This is a genomic window from Mesorhizobium sp. P2_C4 (assembly GCF_056404575.1).
On record NZ_JBFUDT010000003.1, the window covers coordinates 432405 to 451270 of the forward strand.

An 18866-nucleotide genomic window follows, 5' to 3' on the forward strand; every position below is an offset into this window, starting at 1 on the left:
GCGGTTACGGGCTCTGCCGCAGATGGCAGCCGGCTTGCCGCTTTTGTTCCAGATACTCGTCGACAAGCTGGCGATAACGCACCTTGCCGAAGCTGGGGAAATGGCCGCCATGCACGACCGAGACATCGAGGTCGCGCAGGCGCAGCAGCGTGGCGACATAGTCATCGATAACGGAATGGTAGACATCGTCGATCAGCGGGCCGTCATAGATGATGTCGCCGGATAACAGGATGCCCGTCCTGTTTTCGTAGAGCGCGATGCCGCCGGGTGAATGGCCAGGGGTGTGGATCACCTCGAAGGCACGGTTGCCGAGATCGACGACATCGCCCTGTTCCAGCAGACGGCCGGCCGGCGCCGGCAGAATGCCGTAGCGCGCCGTATCCCAACCATCGGGCATGCCGTCGAACATCTCGTCGGTCGCATAGCGGTCGGCGACCGTCCATTCGTTGCGCGGATCGGCGAGGATTTCGGCCTCGGCCTGGTGTACGCAACGGTCAGGAAATTCGTGATGGCAGCCGATATGGTCGAAATGCGTGTGGCTGGCGACGCAGGTCAGCTTGCGCTCGCTTACCAACGGCACGTGTCGCCTGAGGCTGAAATGACCGAGGCCGGTGTCGAACAGCAGGTCGCGGTCGCGGCCGCGCACATGCCACATGTTGCAGCGGAAGAACGGTTTTATCCACGGTTCGTGGATGAGCGTCACACCATCGCTCATGCGGATGGTTTCGTACCAGTCGGGAGCGTCGATGATGGGAAGCGTGCTCATCGCTCAGTCTGTCAAAAGAATGATGTCGCCAGCGTTGCACGAAACCGCGACCGTGTCGCCGGGCTGGACGGTGGCTGCGGCCGGAAGCTTGGCGATGAAGTGCAGCGAGGGGGCCTCAGCGGAAACCGCGAGCACACGCTTGAAGCTGCCCTGGAAGACGACGTCGCCTACCTTGGCAGAGCCGAGCGCGACGTTGCCCGCGGCGGCACCGAAGACAAGGTGCTCCGGCCGTATGGCCAGCGCAACGGCTGAGCCCTGCGGCAACGCGCCGGGCAGTGAAACCGGCCCGACCGGCGTCGCGACAGCGCTTGTCCTGTCCGTCGCCGCCATGACCGTGCCGGCAAGGATCGTGCTTTCGCCCATGAAGGTCGCGGAAAAGCGCGTCGCTGGCCGGGCATAGACGCGCTCGGGCGGGCCCTCGTCCTCGATGCGGCCGTCATTCATCACCACGCAATGGTCGGCCAGCGCCATGGCTTCTTCCTGGTCGTGGGTGACGTGGATGAAGGCGGTGCCGACGCGCTTCTGGATCGCCTTCAATTCATCCTGCATCTGCCGGCGCAATTTGAGGTCGAGGGCGCCGAGCGGTTCGTCGAGCAGCAGCACCGCCGGCTCGATGACCAGCGCACGCGCCAACGCCACGCGCTGCCGCTGACCGCCGGACAACTGGTGCGGCTTCTTGTCGAAGGCGGCGGCCAGGCCGACCAGCGCCAGCGCCTCGCGCGCCTTCACCGCTCGCGTCGCACCATCGACACCCTGCATGCGCAGGCCGAAGCCGACATTGCTGCCGACGCTCATATGCGGAAAAAGCGCATAGTCCTGAAACACCGTCGTCGTCGGCCGCTTGGCCGGTGGCACCGAGGTGCAGTCCTCACCCCGGATGAACACCTTGCCTTCGCTGGGGCTGACGAAACCGCCGAGAATGGAAAGCAGCGTCGTCTTGCCGGAGCCGGAGGGGCCGAGCAGGATGGTGTAGCTGCCGGGTTCGATCTGCAGCGAGACGTTCTTCAGCACCGTCTGCTGGCCAAAGCGGTGCGAGACCGCGCGGATGTCGACCAGGGGGGCGGTCATGACGGCTTTCTCCGCAGCAATGTCAGTTCAAAAAACACCACCAGGACGATGGAGACGGCAAAGACCAGCGAGCCAACGGCGTTGGTTTTTGGATTGAGTCCGGAGCGCAGGAGGTTCCAGATCTCGACCGGCAGCGTGGTGTCGAAACGGGTCAGCAGGAAGGAAATCACGAACTCGTCCCAGGAGAAGGTCATCGACAGGAAGAAGCCGGCGAAGATGGCCGGCGCCATGACCGGCACGGTGATCAAAAGCAGCACCTTCCATTCGGGAGCGCCGAGGTCGCGCGCGGCGCGCTCGATGTTGATCTGGTGGTCGCCCATCTGGCTGTAGATGATGGCAAAGCAGAGCGGCAGATTGATCACGACATGGCCGATGCCGGCGGCAAGCAGCGATTTCGGCAAGCCGGCCCAGTTGAACAGCACCAGCAGCCCCATGCCGATGATGAGGTAGCTGACCGTCAAGGGCAGGGTGATCAGCCCGCGCAGCAGGGCCGAAGAAGGCAGCGTGAAACGCGCAAACCCCCAGGCGGAGAGAAAGCCGAGCGTTACGGCGGCGAGCGACGAGATGGCCGCCACGAGCAGCGAATTGACCAGTGCCGAAGTCAGCCGCGTGTCTGAGAGCACCGCATCGTACCAGCGCAACGACGGGCCGGTGAAGGGCGGGATCGGAAACGAGGTCGCCTGCAGCGAAAACAGCACCAGCACGACCACCGGCAGGAAGATGAAGGCGTAGACGGCAAGGGCGTAGAGCCAGGAGACGATGCGGACGAGCTGGCGCATCTCAGGCCCGCTCGATCTTCAGCCAGCGGGCGCAGGCGAGGTAGGCGATGGTGACCACCGCCATCAGGATGATCGACAGAGCCGAGGCCAGCGGAAAGTCGCCGCGGCGGCCGATCTGCATCATCACCAGTTGCGGCATCAAAAGCTCGTTGTTGCCGCCGAGAATCTGCGGCGTGATGTAGTCGCCGAAGCAGAGTACGAAGGTGAGGAAGGCGCCGACCATGATGCCGGGCAGCGTCAGCGGCAGCACGACATGCAGGAAGGTGCGCACCGGTCCGGCGCCGAGATCGGCGGCTGCCTTGCGGTAGCTGGGGCTGAGCTGCTTGAGATTGGCAAAGATCGTCAGTGTCAAAAGCATGACGAAGAAATGCACGAAGCCAGTGACGGTGGCGAAACGCGTGTTGGCCAACTGCACCGGCTCGGCGACCAGGCCGGAGCCGGTGAGCGCGCGGTTGATGACGCCGTTCTGCGCCAGCACCAGCAGCCAGGAATAGGAGCGCACGACATAAGAGGTCCAGAACGGCAGCACCGCCAGCATCAGCGCGAGCCGCTGCCAGCGCTCCGGCACCTGTTCGGCCAGGATCCAGGCGAAGGGGTAGGCGAGCAGCACCGAGATAACGGTGACGATGGCGGTCACTTGCAATGAGTTGACCATCGCCTGCCAGTAGGAAGGGTTGGCGAAGAACTGGCTGTAGTTCGTCAGCGTGAAGCCGCCGCCCTCATGCGCCGTCAGACTCGAAAGCCCCATGGCGACGAAGGGCAGCACGAAGAACAGCAAGGTCCAGCCGAGCGCCGGCGTGACCAGCGCCCAGGGAAGGGCATTGCCCGCCCGGGGCAGGGCACCCCCGCTGTTGGTGACAGTGGTCATCACCGGCTACCGGTCACTGCGCCTGCAGCATTTCGGTCCAGACGTCCTGCATCTTCTTGTCGAGATCAGCATTCGGCGCCGGGTAGGACTGGGCCCGCGCGAGGAAGGCCGGCTGCTCGTCAAAACGCAGGATCTTTTTCTGGTCGTCGGTCAGCGCTGCTTTGGTGTTCGCCGGCATGCCCCAGTAGCAGGACGAGGTGGCAAGCCGCGCCTGTCCCTCGGGGCTCATAATGTACTGGATGAACTTCAGCGCCAGATCCTTGTTCTTGGAATCCTTGAACATGGCCAGCGACTGCGACCACAGCACCGCACCCTCTTTCGGGATGGAGAAGTCCAGCGCCGGGTTTTCCTTGGCGAGGCCCGCCGTCACCCATTCGCCGCCGCCGACCAGAATGTCGACCTCGCCGGTCGCCAGCGCGGTCTGGCTGGCGGTGACTTCGCCGACCAGCTTGGCATTGGCCTTCATCTTGAGAAGCTCGGCCTTGATGGCGGGCAGGTCGGCTTCGGTGAGATCCGCGGTCTTCTTGCCGATCGCCAGCGCCGCCATGCCGATGACCGGCAAATAATAGTCGTAGATGGCGATCTTGCCCTTGTATTTGTCGCCGGTGAGTGCGGCCATCGACTGCATGTCGGCCGGGTCGACCTTGCTCTTGTTGAAGCCGATGGTGTTGTAGCCGAATTTTTCGGTGATGCCGTAACGCTTGCCGCCGACGACGGTGGAGCTGTCCATCTTCACCTCGGGAAACAAATCGGCGAGGGGCAATTTATCTTCCGGCAGTGGTTCGAACAGGCCCTTTTCGACCCCGCGCGGCACGTCGATGCTATCGATCACCATCACGTCCCAGTCGGCGGGCTGCGACTGGTCGACAATGGCGAGACCGGCGCCGGTGCCCTCGAATTCCTTGACATTGACCTTGACGCCATTGGCCTCCTCGAAAGGCTGCAGCAGCGCCGGGTCGGCATGATCGCACCAGATCAGGGCGTTGAGATCGGCGGCCTGGGCGCCGGTGGCGAGCAACAGTGCGGTGACAGCGGTTGCGGCGCGCAGATGGGCTTTCAGGATGGACGTGAGGGTCGTGGACATAGAGTGTTCTCCCTTGCCTTTTTGGCTTCTTGCAAAAAATTGAACCAATTCTAAAATTGAGTCAATTCTGTTTTTGTGGCAAGAGGCTGATATGAGCGGATTGCGGGCACGGCAAAAGGCGGATCGGCACCGCCGCATCATCGAGGCGGCGGCAGAGCTGTTCCGCGAGGCCGGCTATGAAGGCGCCAAGATCGAGGCGATCGCCGCGCAGGCTGAAGTCTCGGTCGGCACCATCTACAATTACTACGAGAACAAGGGCGACATTCTTGGCGCCATCGTCTCGCTGGAGGTCAACGAGGTGCTCAATGCCGGACGCGGTGTCGTTGCCAACCCGCCGGCCAATGTCGGCGACGCGCTGGATACGCTGCTCGGCATCTATATCGAGCATTCGCTGCATTACCTCAGCAAGGAGATGTGGCGGCAGGCGATGGCGATCTCGACACAATTGCCCGACAGTCCCTTCGGCCAGGCCTATACCGAGCTCGACCGCTCGCTGACCGAGCAGATCCGCGCGCTGATCGCCCGGCTGCAGGCGATCGGCCTGGTGCGGCGCGATATCGACGGGGAGGCGCTGGGCGAGCTGGTGTTCAACAACATGAACATGATGTTTATTGAGTTCGTGAAGCGCGACGAAGCGAGGATACCGGAATTGCGCGCGGCGATACGAAGGCAGAACCGGATATTGGTGGCGGCGATTGGGGTGTGAGGACGTCAGAAGAAGGCAGTAGAAGTAGCCGTTTCCAGCAACCGCCGAAGTTAGCTGTCAACAGCCCCTTGATGCGCCGCACCTGAGATGGAACGCGTCCGCACCAACCACCGCATTCGCATTGATGTCCTCAAGGAGGTTACATCGACTTTATTTCGGGATCGAACGGAGCGGTCCACAGCTAGTGCGGTTTTCGAGCTACTAGAAGATAGTTCAGCGCGAATGTTGATGGGGTTGCACCGCCTAAATATGCAAACCGCGCGTAGTATGCGAACAGCGAACGCATTGCTTTTTTAATCGGCAGCGCGATTTTAGATTTCAATGTTACGGGAGTTTCTTTGGGCGCGCGAAGCTCTTGTATCACAAAGCCAGCCGAACGCATCAATTCACGTATAATACCAGAACCAAGGGCGTGCACATGGGTTGCGTCTGCATTCTGGATCGGAAGGGAGAATGGGCTATCGCCGTTCGGAAACCTAGCTATTAAATAGCCGCCCGGCTTCAGAGCAGAAAAGGCGGATCTACATATTTTCACTAGTTCTGTGTAAGGGATATGCTCGAAAACATCGAATGCCACCACAGCGCTTAAAGAACTATCCGGCATGCATTCAATGCCATCTTTCACTGTGATGCCCATATCCAGAGCCCGGCCAATCAACTCTGGCTGCACCTCTGACCCAAATAAGTTATATTTTTTCTCGCGTGCCCATCCGAGAAAAGACCCATTGCCGAATCCAATTTCAAATATCGACGACACGTTTTCTCTAGAGTTCGGAATCAGCGTCGCAACCTCAAGCTTATAGAAGATGTCCTCTCCTTTATCGTAGCTACCGAATTGATCTTTGTCCCAGCCTTTCCACTCGTGGTAACCTTCGTAGGACATAAATCCCCCCAAATCATCCGCGCGGCAGGCCTTGGGTCAAGTGCAGGTCGTCAGCGAGCCCTGGTCAATGAGTTTCGGCCACTCGCGTCGACCGTGGTAGCTTTGAACATCTTATCGCGAACGCCTTGGGCTTACAGCTCTTATATGCAGTTTTGCTAAAATACCTGGAACCGTATGGCCTTGCCTGGCTTGAATCGCGGTTGGGAGTAGCGAGCGCAATGCGTAACGCCAGCGAGCGGCTGAAGTTCATCGAGCCGATGGAACCGGAGTGGTTTGATGATCCGCCAACGGGTATGGAGTGTTCCGGCGGGAAACTGGTGCCCCCGGACGGAATCGAACCGCCGACCTTCGGTTTACAAAACCGCTGCTCTACCAGCTGAGCTACAAGGGCACGGCGCTCCGGTTAGCATATTTGTTGCGCCAGTAAAGACAAAACTCCGTTTTCAGTTGGCGGCGGGCGCGCCGGGGCGCCGGCGTGGCCATCCTGAAAACGGCCAAATCGCTTCCTATATGATCTGAAGGTGCAATCGCCTCAACGGGGGTGTCGCATGATCAGACTTGTCATCATTCTGCCGCTCGTCATCGTGGCCTGGCTGCTCCTGGTGAAGCTCATCAAGGATGTGAGGAGCGCCAATGTCGACTGGACCGGGGTGACCACCATCATTGGCTTCATCGCGCTGGCGTTCTGGCTGCGCCATGTCACGGGGATGGGGTAAAGGGAGTGAGTAGGGAGTAGGCAAGCTTCCGGCCAGCGTTCGAGCTCCCCTACTCACTGTTGACTACTCACTATTCACTCACAAAACCTTCGAACTTTCGCCGCCCGCGACTGAATCCGCAAAAAAAGGCGGCTTCGGCCGCCCTTTTGCGTTGAGCGCCGGAGGCCGCCGATCGATCCGATCACGGCCTTCCGACCTGTGGATTTCCAGCCCTCGAAAAAGAATCGAAAAATCCTTCGAACCTTTTTCTTCGCCGCAACGACTGATGGTCAAGAGGCGGATGGATCGCCTCTCTCAACGAAGCAAGGAGATCATCATGTTCAAGCGCACACTCGTTTCTGGCCTTATCGCCACCACTGTTGCCGCCACCTCGCTGGTCGGCACCGTGCAGCCTTCGGCCGCCCACAACCATCACAACCGCGAAATCGGCATCGGCATCGCCGCCGGCGTTGGCGGTTTCGTCCTGGGCAGCCTGCTCGCCCAGCAGCCGCGCACCGTCTATGTCGAAGAAGACGGCGGCTCATACCACGTCCGCCGCTGCTTCAACCGCTACGCCAGCTACGATCCGGACTCGGATACCTATGTCGGCTACGACGGCTATCGCCACTATTGCCGGCTCTGAGAGGAGGACCGTTTCAGACAGGAAGAAGGGGCTCCCACAGCCCCTTTTTCGTTGTGTGAGGTGGTTTGCGTCGCATTTGAATCGATCGGCTGTCGATGTCGGCGCTGCCCCTCATCTGCCTGCCGGCATCTTCTCCCCGTGAACGGGGAGAAGGACGCTTTCGTCGACCCTTTCGCCAATCACCAGCCTCGGCTCCGAGACCGCGGTTTTCGCCCCATTCTACGGGGAGAAATGCCCGGCAGGGCAATGAGGGGCGGCGCGAACCTCAAGCGATTGTCTAGCGGTGTACAGCGATTTCCAAAGTCCCTAATCTGATCATCCGATGCCAGCAGAGGAGGGGCGCTTGGACGAGCACGATCCTGGGGAAAAGCTGATCGAGCCGGTTTTCCGCAACGGCACGATCACCACCGTCGGCATCCTGCTGGCGTTCTCGCTGGGTTTTGTCACGCATTGGGCGGCCAATCCGATACCCTGGAAACTCCATCATCTGCTTGCCGTGGTGCCGATCCTGGTCGGCATCGCCCTGCAGATGCGGGCGCTGTCGCTGTTGCTCGACGTGGAGTCGCTGCGCCGGAAGATCTACGAGCGCGCCAACCGCATCTTTATGGCCGGCATCATTCTGACCGCCTGCGGCGTCGGGCTGGCGATCCTGCTCGATGTCTTCGAGGTCTCGGCGGGGAGCGCGCTGCCTGTTGGCTAGGTCAGCCTGACGCCGCCGATCATTTTGGTCACCGCCGCCGCCGCGTCGTGCACCAGCGGGCCGATCTCGGACAGCCGCTCCGGCGTCACCCGCACGGTCGGGCCGGACACGGAAACGCCGCCGATCGGTTCGCCGAACTCGTTGAAGATGGCAGCGGCGACGCAGCGCATGCCGGGATGCCGTTCCTCGTCGTCGACCGACCAGCCGCGCTGCTTGATCGCCACTAGATCGTGGGCCAGCGCCGAAATGTCGGACAGCGTGTTGCCGGTGAAGCGCTCCAGCCCGGCCTTGCGCAGGATGGCGCCGACACGCTCCGGTTCGAGATGTGCCAGCACCGCCTTGCCGATGCCGGAGGCATGAAACGGGCTGCGCGTGCCTGGCCGGAAGAAGGCGCGGATCGCCTGATGGGTCTCGACCTGGCTGACGAAGACGACACAATCATCCTCGGCGACGCCGAGATTGGCGGTTTCGCCGGTCTTTTCCATCAGTTCCTGCATGACGATGCGGGCGCGGTCGACCAGCTTGCGGCGGCGCAGGAAGGCGGCGCCCATGCGATAGGTCTCGACGCCGATCGACCAAAGCTGGTCGCTCGTATCGAACTCGACCATGCCGTGGTTTTGCAGCGTCGTCAGCATGCGGTAGGCGGTGGAGGCGGCAAGGCCGCTCTGCGCTGATATCTCGCTCAGCGACAGGCCGCTGCCTTCTGCAACAAGGGCCAGGATGCGCAGCGCCCGGTCCAGTGACTGCACCGAAGCGGCCTCGGACGGGCCGTTGAAGGAGCGCGGCCGGCCGCGCTGGCGTTTTTCGGTCGTTTCCATAGCGCCATTCTTCCAGATTTTCCCAAATGAGCAATGAAAAAGTTTTTCACGAGTTTGGGCGGCCAAATCATGGAAAACGGAAACATCAATGAAATCATTGCGTAGTGGCCGTTTTCTATAAATGAAAAAATATTCTGAAAAAATTGAAAAATAGCACGGACGCGAGCATTATCGCGACATCCAACAATGACAATTCCGGTGGAGGCTTGAAATGGCCAGGATGCGCGCGGTCGATGCAGCGGTTCTCGTTCTCGAAAAGGAAGGCATTTCCTGCGCCTTCGGCGTGCCGGGTGCGGCGATCAATCCCTTTTACTCGGCGCTGAAGGCGAGGGGCACGGTTCGCCACATCCTTGCCCGCCATGTCGAGGCGGCCTCGCATATGGCCGAAGGCTATACGCGCGCCAAGGCAGGCAATATTGGCCTTTGCATCGGCACGTCGGGCCCGGCCGGCACCGACATGATCACCGGGCTCTATTCGGCGGCTGCCGACTCCATCCCGATTCTGTGCATCACCGGCCAGGCGCCGCGCGCTCGGCTGAACAAGGAAGATTTCCAGGCCGTCGACATCGCCGCGATTGCCGCACCGGTCGCCAAATGGGCGGTCACCGTCATGGAGCCCTATCTGGTGCCGATGGCGCTGCAGAAGGCGTTTCATCTGATGCGCTCGTCGCGGCCGGGTCCGGTCCTGATCGACCTGCCGGTCGACGTGCAACTGGCCGAGATCGAGTTCGATATCGATGCCTATGAGCCGATGGTGCCGTTCAAGCCGGCGATGACGCGCGGCCAGGCCGAGAAGGCTTTGGCGATGCTCAACGCGGCCGATAAGCCGCTGATTGTCGCCGGCGGCGGCATCATCAATGCCGATGCCTCTGATCTGCTCATCGAATTCGCCGAAATCACTGGCGTTCCCGTCATCCCAACGTTGATGGGTTGGGGTGCGATCCCCGACGACCACCGGCTGATGGCCGGCATGTGCGGGCTGCAGACGTCGCACCGCTACGGCAATGCGACCATGCTCGAAGCCGACTTCGTCTTCGGCATCGGCAACCGCTGGGCCAACCGTCACACCGGCTCGGTCGATGTCTACACCAAGGGCAAGAAGTTCATCCATGTCGATATCGAGCCAACTCAAATTGGCCGTGTCTTCGCGCCTGATCTCGGCGTCGTCTCGGATGCGGGTGCTGCGCTGAAAATCCTGCTCGACGTCGCCACCGAATGGAAGACGGCGGGAAAGCTGCGCGACTGGTCGGGCTGGGCCAAGGAATGCCAGGCCCGCAAGAAGACGATGAAGCGCAAGACGCACTTCGACCAGGTGCCGCTGAAGCCGCAGCGCGTCTATGAGGAGATGAACAAGGCGTTTGGCCGCGACACCACCTATGTCACCACGATCGGGCTGTCGCAGATCGCTGGCGCCCAGTTCCTGCATGTCTACAAGCCGCGCAACTGGATCAATTGCGGCCAGGCCGGCCCGCTCGGCTGGACGCTGCCGGCGGCACTTGGCGTTCGCGCCGCCGACCCGAACCGCACCATCGTGGCGCTTTCGGGCGATTATGATTTCCAGTTCATGATCGAGGAACTGGCGGCCGGGGCGCAGCACAAATTGCCCTACATCCATGTCGTCGTGAACAACGCCTATCTCGGCCTGATCCGCCAGGCGCAGCGCGGCTTTGCCATGGATTTCGAGGTCAGCCTGGCCTTCGAGAATGTCAATTGCGCAAACGAACCCGAGGCCGGCTATGGCGTCGACCACGTTGCTGTCGCCGAAGCCATGGGCTGCAAGGCGGTGAGGGTGCGCAAACCCGAGGAATTCGCCGGCGCCTTCAAGGAGGCGCAGCGGCTGATGAAGGAACACCAGGTTCCGGTGGTGCTCGAATTCATCCTCGAGCGGGTCACCAACATCTCGATGGGCACCGAGATCGACAAGATCACCGAATTCGAGGAGCTTGCCGAACACAATGAAGACGCCCCGACTGCGATCGTTCTCTTGGATTGAGCCCGGCGGAGAAGAAGGAGAAAAAGAATGCCGCGTTTTTCAGCCAATCTTTCGATGCTCTTTGGCGAGCATGACTTTCTCGACCGCTTTGATGCCGCCGCCCGCGCTGGCTTCAAGGGGGTCGAGTATATCGGCCCTTACGACCATGCGCCCGATGTGGTGGCTGCCAGACTGAAGAAGAACGGCCTGACACAGGTGCTGTTCAACCTGCCGGCCGGCGACTGGGGCAAGGGCGAGCGCGGCATTGCCGTGCTGCCGGAGCGGGTCCCGGAATTTCGGCAAGGCGTGGCCAAGGCGATCACCTATGCGCATGCGCTGGGCTGCGAGCAGGTCAACTGCCTCGCCGGCATCGCGCCGCAAGGCGCCGATCGCACGGTGCTGGAGAACGTCTTTGCCGAAAACCTGGCTTTCGCGGCGGAGAAGCTGGAGCAGGCCGGTATTCGCCTCCTGATCGAGCCGATCAACACGCGCGATATTCCGGGCTTCTTTCTCAACTACTCGGACCAGGCGCTGGCGCTGATCGACCGCATCGGCTCGAAAAACCTGTTCCTGCAATACGACATTTATCACATGCAGATCATGGAGGGGGATCTCGCCCGTACCATCGAGGCAAACCTCGGCCGCATCGCGCATATCCAGCTTGCGGACAATCCCGGCCGTCACGAGCCGGGGACGGGCGAGATCAATTATCCCTTCCTCTACGAGCACATCGACCGCCTCGGTTATGCCGGATGGATCGGGGCGGAGTACAAGCCGAAGGCGGGGACGGAGTCAGGTCTCGGGTGGTTCAAGGAGCTCGCCGGGCAGGGCAGTGCGGCAGCGTAGCTGCCGGGCGTAAACTACTGAGTTCGAGTTCCTTCGCGCCCCCCTCTGGCCTGCCGGCCATCTCCCCCACAGGTGGGGAGATCGGCAGCATTGGCGCCGGCTTGCACCTTTCTGACTTCGAAACTTGGCGAAGGCATCGGTGACATCCAATCTCCCCCCTCGATGGGGGAGATGTCCGGCAGGACAGAGGGGGGCGCGACAGAACGCGGCCCTAACAAAAGACGGAGAACAACAATGGACACCATCGGCTTTATCGGCCTCGGCATCATGGGCGCGCCGATGGCGGGACATCTCTTGGACGCCGGCTACAAGGTCGTCACCAGCGACCATCGCAGCAAACCCTCAGCCGATCTCGTCGCCAAGGGCCTTAAGACCGTCACCGGCCATGCCGCCGTGGCGAAGGCTGCCGACATCATCATCACCATGGTGCCCGATACGCCGCAGGTGGCCGATGTTCTGTTCGGTGACAACAGCGTCGCGTCAGGGCTGTCGAAGGGCAAGCTTGTCATCGACATGAGCTCGATCTCGCCGATCGAAACCAAGGTTTTCGCCAAGAAGGTCAACGATCTCGGCTGCGACTATCTCGACGCGCCGGTGTCCGGCGGCGAGGTCGGCGCCAAGGCGGCGTCGCTGACCATCATGGTCGGCGGCGAGGACAAGGCCTTTGAGCGCGCGAGACCTGTGTTCGAGAAGATGGGCAAGAACATCACGCTCGTTGGCCCCAATGGTGTCGGCCAGACCACCAAGGTCGCCAACCAGATCGTCGTCGCGCTGACCATTGAGGCGGTCGCCGAAGCGCTTGTTTTTGCTTCGAAAGCCGGTGCCGACCCGGCCAAGGTGCGGCAGGCGCTGATGGGCGGGCTGGCGGCGTCGCGCATCCTCGAAGTGCATGGCGAGCGCATGGTCAAGCGCACCTTTGCGCCGGGCTTCCGCATCGAACTGCACCAGAAGGATCTTAACCTGGCGCTGGAAGGCGCCAAGGCGCTCGGCGTGTCGCTGCCCAACACGTCTACGACGCAGCAATTGTTCAACTCCTGCGCGGCCAATGGCGGCGCCAAGGAGGATCACTCGGCGCTGGTTCGCGCGCTGGAGCGGATGGCCAATTTCGAGGTCGGCGGCAACGCGGCCAAAACCAAAGGCAAAGCAGCGTAGGTCAGGAGAGGGCGGCGCAACGTTCCAAAGCCGCCTGCTCTTTCCTTTCGGAGAACGGGTTCCTGCGTTGATGCCGGAGCCCGTTTCTCGTCTTGCTTCTCGGGAAGCGAACGGCCGCTGCGGGATCAGCCGCGCTTCAAAAATGCCTGTGCCGCATAAAGGCTCACCGCCGCTGCGTTCGACACGTTGAGCGAACGGATGGCGCCGGGCATGTCGAGGCGGGCGAGCGCTGTGACCGTCTCGCGCGTCTTCTGGCGCAGGCCCTTGCCTTCGGCGCCGAGCACCAGCGCGATCTTGTCGCCCGAAAAGCTCTTTTCCAGTTCCGCCGGTCCGTCCGAATCGAGCCCGATGGTTTGGAATCCGGCCTCGTGCAACTGGCCGAGCGCGTCGGCCAGGTTCTTCACCTCGATCTGGTCGATATGCTCCAGCGCACCCGATGCCGATTTCGCCAGCACGCCGGATTCCTGCGGGCTGTGGCGCGCGGTAGTGATCAGCGCGCCGGCGCCGAAGGCGACAGCAGAGCGCAGGATGGCGCCGACATTGTGCGGGTCGGTGACCTGGTCGAGCACCAGCACCAGTCTTGCATCGCCCAGCGCATCGAGGCGCTTCGGTTTCAGCGGCTCGGCCTCGATCAGCACGCCCTGATGGACGGCGTCGGAGCCGGTGATCTTGTCGATGTCCCTGGGCTCGACCAGTTCGGTCTTGAAGGGCAAGGCGGCGAGGTCGGCTATTTCCAGACGCTCGGTCGCGTTGCGGGTCACCAGCATTCTTTTGATCCGCCGGCGCGGGTTGTCGAGCGCGGCACGCACCGTGTGCAAGCCGTAAAGCCGCACCAGACCGTCCGCAGCGTGCTCGCCGGGCGGCACTGGCTGGCGCGGCCGGAAGGCAGGCGCACCGCCAGCCTTCTCGTCGCGGTGCGCACGGCGCAGCTTGGCGTAGTGGGTGTCTTTCGGGGTCTTGGAACTGTTGTCGTTGCTCATGGCCGGCTTCTATAGACGTGTCGTCCGGTCATGGATACAGCCCTGAAAGCTGCCCGCTGCCCGGCATGTGAAATTCAGGGCGTTTTGCCTGGTTGTTGCGGTTGACAGTTTTGGGCGGTGCCGCCATAAGGCGCTTCGCGGACGGGCTGTTGAGGCGGCCCCGACGCGTCGATGCCTTGTTGCATGGCTCCGGCGGCAGACTGGAGAGGTGCCCGAGTGGTTAAAGGGGACGGACTGTAAATCCGTTGGCTATGCCTACGTTGGTTCAAATCCAACCCTCTCCACCACTGCCGGCCCGGAAGCCCTGAAACGCAAAGCATCGGACCGAAACGTGGATAACGGTTTTCGGGCGACTCCGATGCTTAACTAACAAGCATCGAACCGAAAAATGCATGGCGGTTTTCGGGTGAATCCGATACTTCACTGAAAGGCGCGGGTATAGCTCAGTGGTAGAGCAGCAGCCTTCCAAGCTGAATATGCGGGTTCGATTCCCGCTACCCGCTCCAGTCAAATCTCCGCGAATATCTCCGTTTCGATACCGGCCTGCCTGTAGCGGCTACGCGACGACCGTCAGCCGGCGCCTGCGCTCGTCCAGCGACACGATGGTTAGCCCGCTGGCCACCACCAGCAGAATGCCGCATACGGCCAGCGCATTGGGGAACTGCCCGAACACAACCAGGCCTGAAATGACGGCCCAGACCGTGAAGCAGTAGTAGAACGGCGCCACCAGGCTGGTTGGCCCGACACGATAGGCCATGAAGATGAAGAAGTGGCCGAAGATCAGGAACAGTCCGGCACCGCCTATCAGCAGCAGGTGACGGGTTTCCGGCATCACCCATTGCTCGGAAACCAGATGCGCAATGCCGGCGCCGGCCAGCACCACCACGACCGCGGAAATGGCGACGATCATGCCGGGCACTTCGGCCGCGACCCTACGCCCGGCCAGATCGCGCGCGGCGGAAAGTGCGGCGTTGCCGAGCGCCAGCAAGGCATAGACGGAAATGCCTTGCATCGTCGGTTGTGCCACCATCAGTGCGCCGATGAAGCCGAGCCCGATCAACGCCATGCGCACGCCGCCGATCCGTTCGCCAAACAGGATCGAGGAGCCGACCAGCATCAGCAGAGGGGTGATCTGCCCGAGCGCGGTGGAATCGGCGATCTGCATGTTGGCCAACGCCACCACGTAGCAAAGGATCGCCGCCAGCTCGAGCAGGTTTCTCCGCAACACCCGCCTGTCGAGGATCAGCGGAACCTGCCTGGCGTAGCCGAGCAGGAACAACAAGGGGAAGCCCCAGAGCGAGGCGGCCACCCCGCGCAGAAACAGCACTTCATAAGGTGGCAGCCCTGTCGTCGCGAGCTTCATCATGGTGTCGTTGACGAGGTATGACCCCGTTGAAACGATCATGAACAGCGGGCCGCGGATGGTGATCGGGATGAAATGCATGGGATGAGCAAATCAGACTGGCACCGCGGCGGCAATGGGCCAGCCGCCGCCGGCAAATCCGGCAGGGACAGGCAGGGGGCGACCGGCGACATGCCGACAATCACTGAGGCGAGCCTTCGCCATTTCATTTTCTGTCGCGCGTTCCTATATCCGCGTCACATCCCCGAAATCGGATCATCGGTTCGGACCGAGTGCGCGCACTCCCGGCCACAAGGCACTTGTGTTTTTCAGCCGTAGTCGCTAATCGCCCCGCATTCGACTGAACTGAAGGTCCAGGCCGTCCAAGGAAAGAGACTATGGCAAAAGGTAAATTCGAGCGTAACAAGCCTCATGTGAACATTGGCACGATTGGCCACGTCGATCATGGCAAGACGTCGCTGACGGCGGCGATCACCAAGTATTTTGGCGAATACAAGCGCTACGACCAGATCGATGCGGCGCCGGAAGAGAAGGCCCGCGGCATCACCATCTCGACGGCGCACGTCGAATACGAGACGGCTGCCCGCCACTACGCCCATGTCGACTGCCCCGGCCACGCCGACTATGTGAAGAACATGATCACCGGTGCGGCGCAGATGGACGGCGCGATCCTGGTGGTTTCGGCCGCCGACGGCCCGATGCCGCAGACCCGCGAGCACATCCTGCTTGCCCGTCAGGTCGGCGTGCCGTCGATCGTGGTGTTCTTGAACAAGGTCGACCAGGTCGACGACGCCGAGCTGCTCGAACTGGTCGAGCTCGAGGTTCGCGAGCTTCTGTCGAAGAACGAATTCCCCGGCGACGACATTCCGATCGTCAAGGGTTCGGCGCTGGCCGCTCTTGAAGATTCGAACAAGACGATCGGCGAGGACGCGATCCGCGAGCTGATGGCGGCGGTTGATGCCTACATCCCGACCCCGGTTCGTCCGCTTGACAAGCCGTTCCTGATGCCGCTCGAAGACGTGTTCTCGATCTCGGGCCGTGGCACGGTCGTCACCGGCCGCGTCGAGCGCGGCATCGTCAAGGTCGGCGAGGAACTCGAGATCATCGGCATCCGTCCGACGACCAAGACGACCTGCACGGGCGTGGAAATGTTCCGCAAGCTGCTCGATCAGGGCCAGGCTGGCGACAACATCGGCGCGCTGCTGCGTGGCGTTGATCGTGAAGGTGTCGAGCGCGGCCAGGTTCTGGCCAAGCCGGGTACGGTGAAGCCGCACAAGAAGTTCGTGGCCGAAGCCTACATCCTGACCAAGGACGAAGGTGGCCGTCACACGCCGTTCTTCACCAACTACCGTCCGCAGTTCTATTTCCGCACGACGGACGTGACCGGCATCGTGTCACTGCCGGAAGGCACCGAGATGGTGATGCCGGGCGACAACATCACGGTCGATGTCGAGCTGATCGTGCCGATCGCCATGGAAGAGAAGCTGCGCTTCGCCATCCGTGAAGGCGGCCGCACCGTCGGTGCCGGCATCGTCGTCACCATCAAAGAGTAATCGAGCCCGGCCTCCGCCGGATCGACAAGGAAAGGGCGGTCTTCGGGCCGCCCTTTTTGCTTTTTCGCCCAACGCCATAGCGCGTCAGCATCGAGCGCGAACCCTGTTGCAAGCCCCCAGACCTCAACTAGTATAGGTTGCATCGAGGGGGCTTGTTCAAATGGTTGCACGGCACCGTTGGCTTGGTCGGGCATGGTGGCTGCCAGCGCTGGTCTGGCTGCTGGCTTTGCTTGCCACGGGCACCATAGCTGTTGCTGCGGATGCGGCCCCGGACCTTGGGCCGACCATGCGGTTTGTCGTCGTTCGCAGCTATGCGCCGGGCTGCGAGCCGATCTGCCCGGAGTGGATATCGGCCGAAGGCTCGATAGAAGCCGGGACGCCGGCGCTTTTCAAACGCACGCTCAAGGCACTTGGCGGCCGGAAATTGCCCATCGTCGTGGATTCGCCCGGCGGCAACGTCGAAGCGGCTCTCGCGCTTGGCCGGCTGATCCGCAAGAACAAGCTCGATATCGCCGTCGGCAAGACCTGGTTCATCGGCTGTCAGCCCGATGAGAAGGACTGCAGGGACAATGAGGGTAAAGGCGCTCGTTATTTCGGCAATCCCTTTGCCAGCAGCGCCATCTGTAATTCGGCCTGTCCGTTGATGTTTGCTGGCGGCATCCGGCGCGTGGTCGGTGAATGGGCCTTTCTCGGCGTCCATCAGATCACCACGACCTATATCCGAACGAAGCTGCAATACCGGACCACCTATCGTGTGGTGGGCGGCAAGAAGAAGATCCTCAACACAAAAATCATCAGCCGAAAAAACGCCGGCAGCTACAAGACCTACGAGATGAGCAAGGCTGTGGAGAAAAGGCTGGCGGCCTATCTCAATGAGATGGGCGTCGGCCAGGGCGTGCTCGAAGCGATGAAGGAAACGGCTGCCAGCGACATTCAGCAACTTGAGTCGCAAGACATGCTTCAGATGAAGCTCGTTACCAGCCTGGATTCCCTCGACCTGCTGACCGCTGGAAGCATCTGCAACGCCAATCCGCTGCCCACGAATTGCAGGGACGTAACGCCGCCGGGCAAGAAAACCAAGCAGCCGGCCAATGCTGTGACCACCGAAGCCAGAGTCAATCCTGTAACACCTGTCGAACCCGAAACCGTGAAGCAGGAGAGTGGTGGCGGCGATATGCGCTTCGCTCTGGTTCGAGGCAGAAGCTTCCTGTGCGATCCCGATTGTCCGGAATGGATCTCGGCGGAAGGCACGATTACGCTCGGGACGCCGGAGAGATTGCGCCAACTGCTCGACACCGTCGGAGACCGGCGGTTGCCCGTGGTGATCAGTTCGCCGGGAGGCGATGTGCTCGGCGCTCTGGCCACTGGCCGGCTGATCCGCGAACGCAAGCTCGACGTGGCGGTTGCAGGGACGGACTTCGTCGAATGCGTGCCGGAGGAGGCGAATTGCAAGGCCGAGGGCGGCGTCTATGTCGGGCTGACCAATGATGCGGTGGGCGCATGCGACTCGGCCTGTGCGATGGTGCTTGCCGGCGGTGTGAGGCGTCTTGTCGGCCCGCAAGCACGCTTGAGCGTGCACTCGCTAGGGCTTGAGCAGAAGGTCAGGACCTATCTCGAAGACATGGCGGTCGGTCCCGCCCTGTTTGTGGCAATGCAGTCGGGCTCAAGCGATCGCCAGCTCGAGCCCGACATGATGCTGAAAGTCGGACTGACGACGGGGCGTCAAACCGTGCCACCATTTGCAAATCGACGCCGAGGCCCGAGAATTGCCGCGTGCTGCCGGCGCCGAGCGCCCAGGCCGAGGCGCCCGCCAAACTGTAGGCATCGCTGGCCATCGAGGCAGGTTCAGCCATGTACTTGCGCTGTGCACAATAAGTCTCGCGCGGTTGTTTCGAGGCCATTGCAAGCGTCGTTGCCGCAACTATCATAGGTCGCATAGAGGGGGCTTTTGCCAAGCGTGGTTTCGGGGCGCGGTTCAGACAGTACGGCA

The 18866-nt window shown here is 61.7% G+C and carries 18 protein-coding genes and 3 tRNA genes; 11 read left to right on the forward strand and 10 right to left on the reverse strand.

Annotated elements, in window-relative coordinates; all coding sequences use genetic code 11:
- Positions 1 to 4 precede the first annotated feature (4 nt).
- Genes AC1DX6_RS14625 through AC1DX6_RS14645 form a run of 5 tightly spaced genes read right to left on the reverse strand, consistent with a single transcriptional unit; the run spans position 5 to position 4565 of the window.
- Complete coding sequence (locus AC1DX6_RS14625) at positions 5 to 766, reverse strand: MBL fold metallo-hydrolase (RefSeq protein WP_477314456.1); 762 nt, start codon at positions 764 to 766, stop codon at positions 5 to 7.
- A 3-nt stretch (positions 767 to 769) separates the two neighbouring features.
- Positions 770 to 1834 (reverse strand): ABC transporter ATP-binding protein, encoded by a 1065-nt coding sequence (locus AC1DX6_RS14630; protein ID WP_477314458.1) that lies wholly within the window; start codon positions 1832 to 1834, stop codon positions 770 to 772.
- Complete coding sequence (locus tag AC1DX6_RS14635) at positions 1831 to 2613, reverse strand: ABC transporter permease (protein ID WP_477314460.1); 783 nt, start codon at positions 2611 to 2613, stop codon at positions 1831 to 1833. The genes AC1DX6_RS14630 and AC1DX6_RS14635 overlap by 4 nt, the downstream gene beginning before the upstream one ends.
- 1 nt (position 2614) lies before the next feature.
- Positions 2615 to 3481 (reverse strand): ABC transporter permease, encoded by an 867-nt coding sequence (locus AC1DX6_RS14640; RefSeq protein WP_477314462.1) that lies wholly within the window; start codon positions 3479 to 3481, stop codon positions 2615 to 2617.
- 13 nt (positions 3482 to 3494) lie between these two features.
- Positions 3495 to 4565 (reverse strand): polyamine ABC transporter substrate-binding protein, encoded by a 1071-nt coding sequence (locus AC1DX6_RS14645; RefSeq protein ID WP_477314464.1) that lies wholly within the window; start codon positions 4563 to 4565, stop codon positions 3495 to 3497.
- Between the two features lie 91 nt (positions 4566 to 4656).
- On the opposite strand from AC1DX6_RS14645, the gene AC1DX6_RS14650 reads away from it, so the two are divergent.
- On the forward strand, positions 4657 to 5271 hold the full coding sequence (locus tag AC1DX6_RS14650) for a TetR/AcrR family transcriptional regulator (RefSeq protein ID WP_477314466.1): 615 nt from the start codon (positions 4657 to 4659) through the stop codon (positions 5269 to 5271).
- 181 nt (positions 5272 to 5452) lie between these two features.
- Here AC1DX6_RS14650 and AC1DX6_RS14655 read toward each other — a convergent pair whose 3' ends face one another.
- Together AC1DX6_RS14655 and AC1DX6_RS14660 are read right to left on the reverse strand one after the other, a co-directional pair.
- Positions 5453 to 6154 carry a class I SAM-dependent methyltransferase gene (locus tag AC1DX6_RS14655; RefSeq protein WP_477314468.1) on the reverse strand — a complete coding sequence of 234 codons (702 nt, stop codon included), beginning with the start codon at positions 6152 to 6154 and terminating at the stop codon, positions 5453 to 5455.
- Between the two features lie 315 nt (positions 6155 to 6469).
- Positions 6470 to 6545 (reverse strand) — tRNA-Thr (locus tag AC1DX6_RS14660).
- 157 nt (positions 6546 to 6702) lie between these two features.
- Here AC1DX6_RS14660 and AC1DX6_RS14665 point away from each other — a divergent pair.
- The 3 genes from AC1DX6_RS14665 (at position 6703) to AC1DX6_RS14675 (ending at position 8192) form a co-directional block, all read left to right on the forward strand.
- Positions 6703 to 6870, forward strand: coding sequence for a hypothetical protein (locus AC1DX6_RS14665; RefSeq protein WP_477314470.1), 168 nt, complete (start codon positions 6703 to 6705; stop codon positions 6868 to 6870).
- Positions 6871 to 7186: 316 nt separating this feature from the next.
- Complete coding sequence (locus AC1DX6_RS14670) at positions 7187 to 7492, forward strand: BA14K family protein (protein ID WP_477314472.1); 306 nt, start codon at positions 7187 to 7189, stop codon at positions 7490 to 7492.
- A gap of 343 nt (positions 7493 to 7835) precedes the next feature.
- The gene (locus tag AC1DX6_RS14675) at positions 7836 to 8192 is read left to right on the forward strand and encodes a hypothetical protein (protein WP_477314474.1); all 357 of its coding nucleotides are present in this window, start codon (positions 7836 to 7838) and stop codon (positions 8190 to 8192) included.
- Here AC1DX6_RS14675 and bhcR read toward each other — a convergent pair.
- Positions 8189 to 9010: an HTH-type transcriptional regulator BhcR gene (bhcR, locus tag AC1DX6_RS14680; protein WP_477314476.1), complete on the reverse strand. Its 822-nt coding sequence runs from the start codon at positions 9008 to 9010 to the stop codon at positions 8189 to 8191. The genes AC1DX6_RS14675 and bhcR overlap by 4 nt on opposite strands.
- A gap of 211 nt (positions 9011 to 9221) precedes the next feature.
- Here bhcR and gcl point away from each other — a divergent pair, with 211 nt between their 5' ends.
- From gcl to AC1DX6_RS14695, 3 genes are all read left to right on the forward strand, one after another.
- A complete protein-coding gene (gcl, locus tag AC1DX6_RS14685) occupies positions 9222 to 11003 on the forward strand; it encodes a glyoxylate carboligase (protein ID WP_477314478.1) in 1782 nt (593 codons plus the stop codon).
- A 27-nt stretch (positions 11004 to 11030) separates the two neighbouring features.
- Complete coding sequence (gene otnI / locus AC1DX6_RS14690) at positions 11031 to 11828, forward strand: 2-oxo-tetronate isomerase (RefSeq protein WP_477314480.1); 798 nt, start codon at positions 11031 to 11033, stop codon at positions 11826 to 11828.
- Between the two features lie 171 nt (positions 11829 to 11999).
- On the forward strand, positions 12000 to 12980 hold the full coding sequence (locus tag AC1DX6_RS14695) for a 2-hydroxy-3-oxopropionate reductase (protein ID WP_477314482.1): 981 nt from the start codon (positions 12000 to 12002) through the stop codon (positions 12978 to 12980).
- A gap of 125 nt (positions 12981 to 13105) precedes the next feature.
- Here the strand turns inward: AC1DX6_RS14695 and AC1DX6_RS14700 are convergent, their stop codons facing one another.
- Positions 13106 to 13960, reverse strand: a complete 855-nt coding sequence (locus AC1DX6_RS14700; RefSeq protein ID WP_477314484.1) for a TrmH family RNA methyltransferase — start codon at positions 13958 to 13960, stop codon at positions 13106 to 13108.
- Between the two features lie 202 nt (positions 13961 to 14162).
- Here AC1DX6_RS14700 and AC1DX6_RS14705 point away from each other — a divergent pair.
- Both AC1DX6_RS14705 and AC1DX6_RS14710 read left to right on the forward strand, forming a co-directional pair.
- Positions 14163 to 14247: transfer RNA gene (locus AC1DX6_RS14705), tRNA-Tyr, on the forward strand.
- A gap of 145 nt (positions 14248 to 14392) precedes the next feature.
- Positions 14393 to 14466 (forward strand) — tRNA-Gly (locus tag AC1DX6_RS14710).
- 50 nt (positions 14467 to 14516) lie between these two features.
- Here AC1DX6_RS14710 and AC1DX6_RS14715 read toward each other — a convergent pair.
- Positions 14517 to 15404, reverse strand: coding sequence for a DMT family transporter (locus AC1DX6_RS14715; protein WP_477314486.1), 888 nt, complete (start codon positions 15402 to 15404; stop codon positions 14517 to 14519).
- Positions 15405 to 15700: 296 nt separating this feature from the next.
- On the opposite strand from AC1DX6_RS14715, the gene tuf reads away from it, so the two are divergent.
- Positions 15701 to 16876, forward strand: coding sequence for an elongation factor Tu (gene tuf / locus AC1DX6_RS14720; protein WP_477314488.1), 1176 nt, complete (start codon positions 15701 to 15703; stop codon positions 16874 to 16876).
- A gap of 160 nt (positions 16877 to 17036) precedes the next feature.
- Positions 17037 to 18806: a COG3904 family protein gene (locus AC1DX6_RS14725; RefSeq protein ID WP_477314490.1), complete on the forward strand. Its 1770-nt coding sequence runs from the start codon at positions 17037 to 17039 to the stop codon at positions 18804 to 18806.
- Positions 18807 to 18866 lie beyond the last annotated feature (60 nt).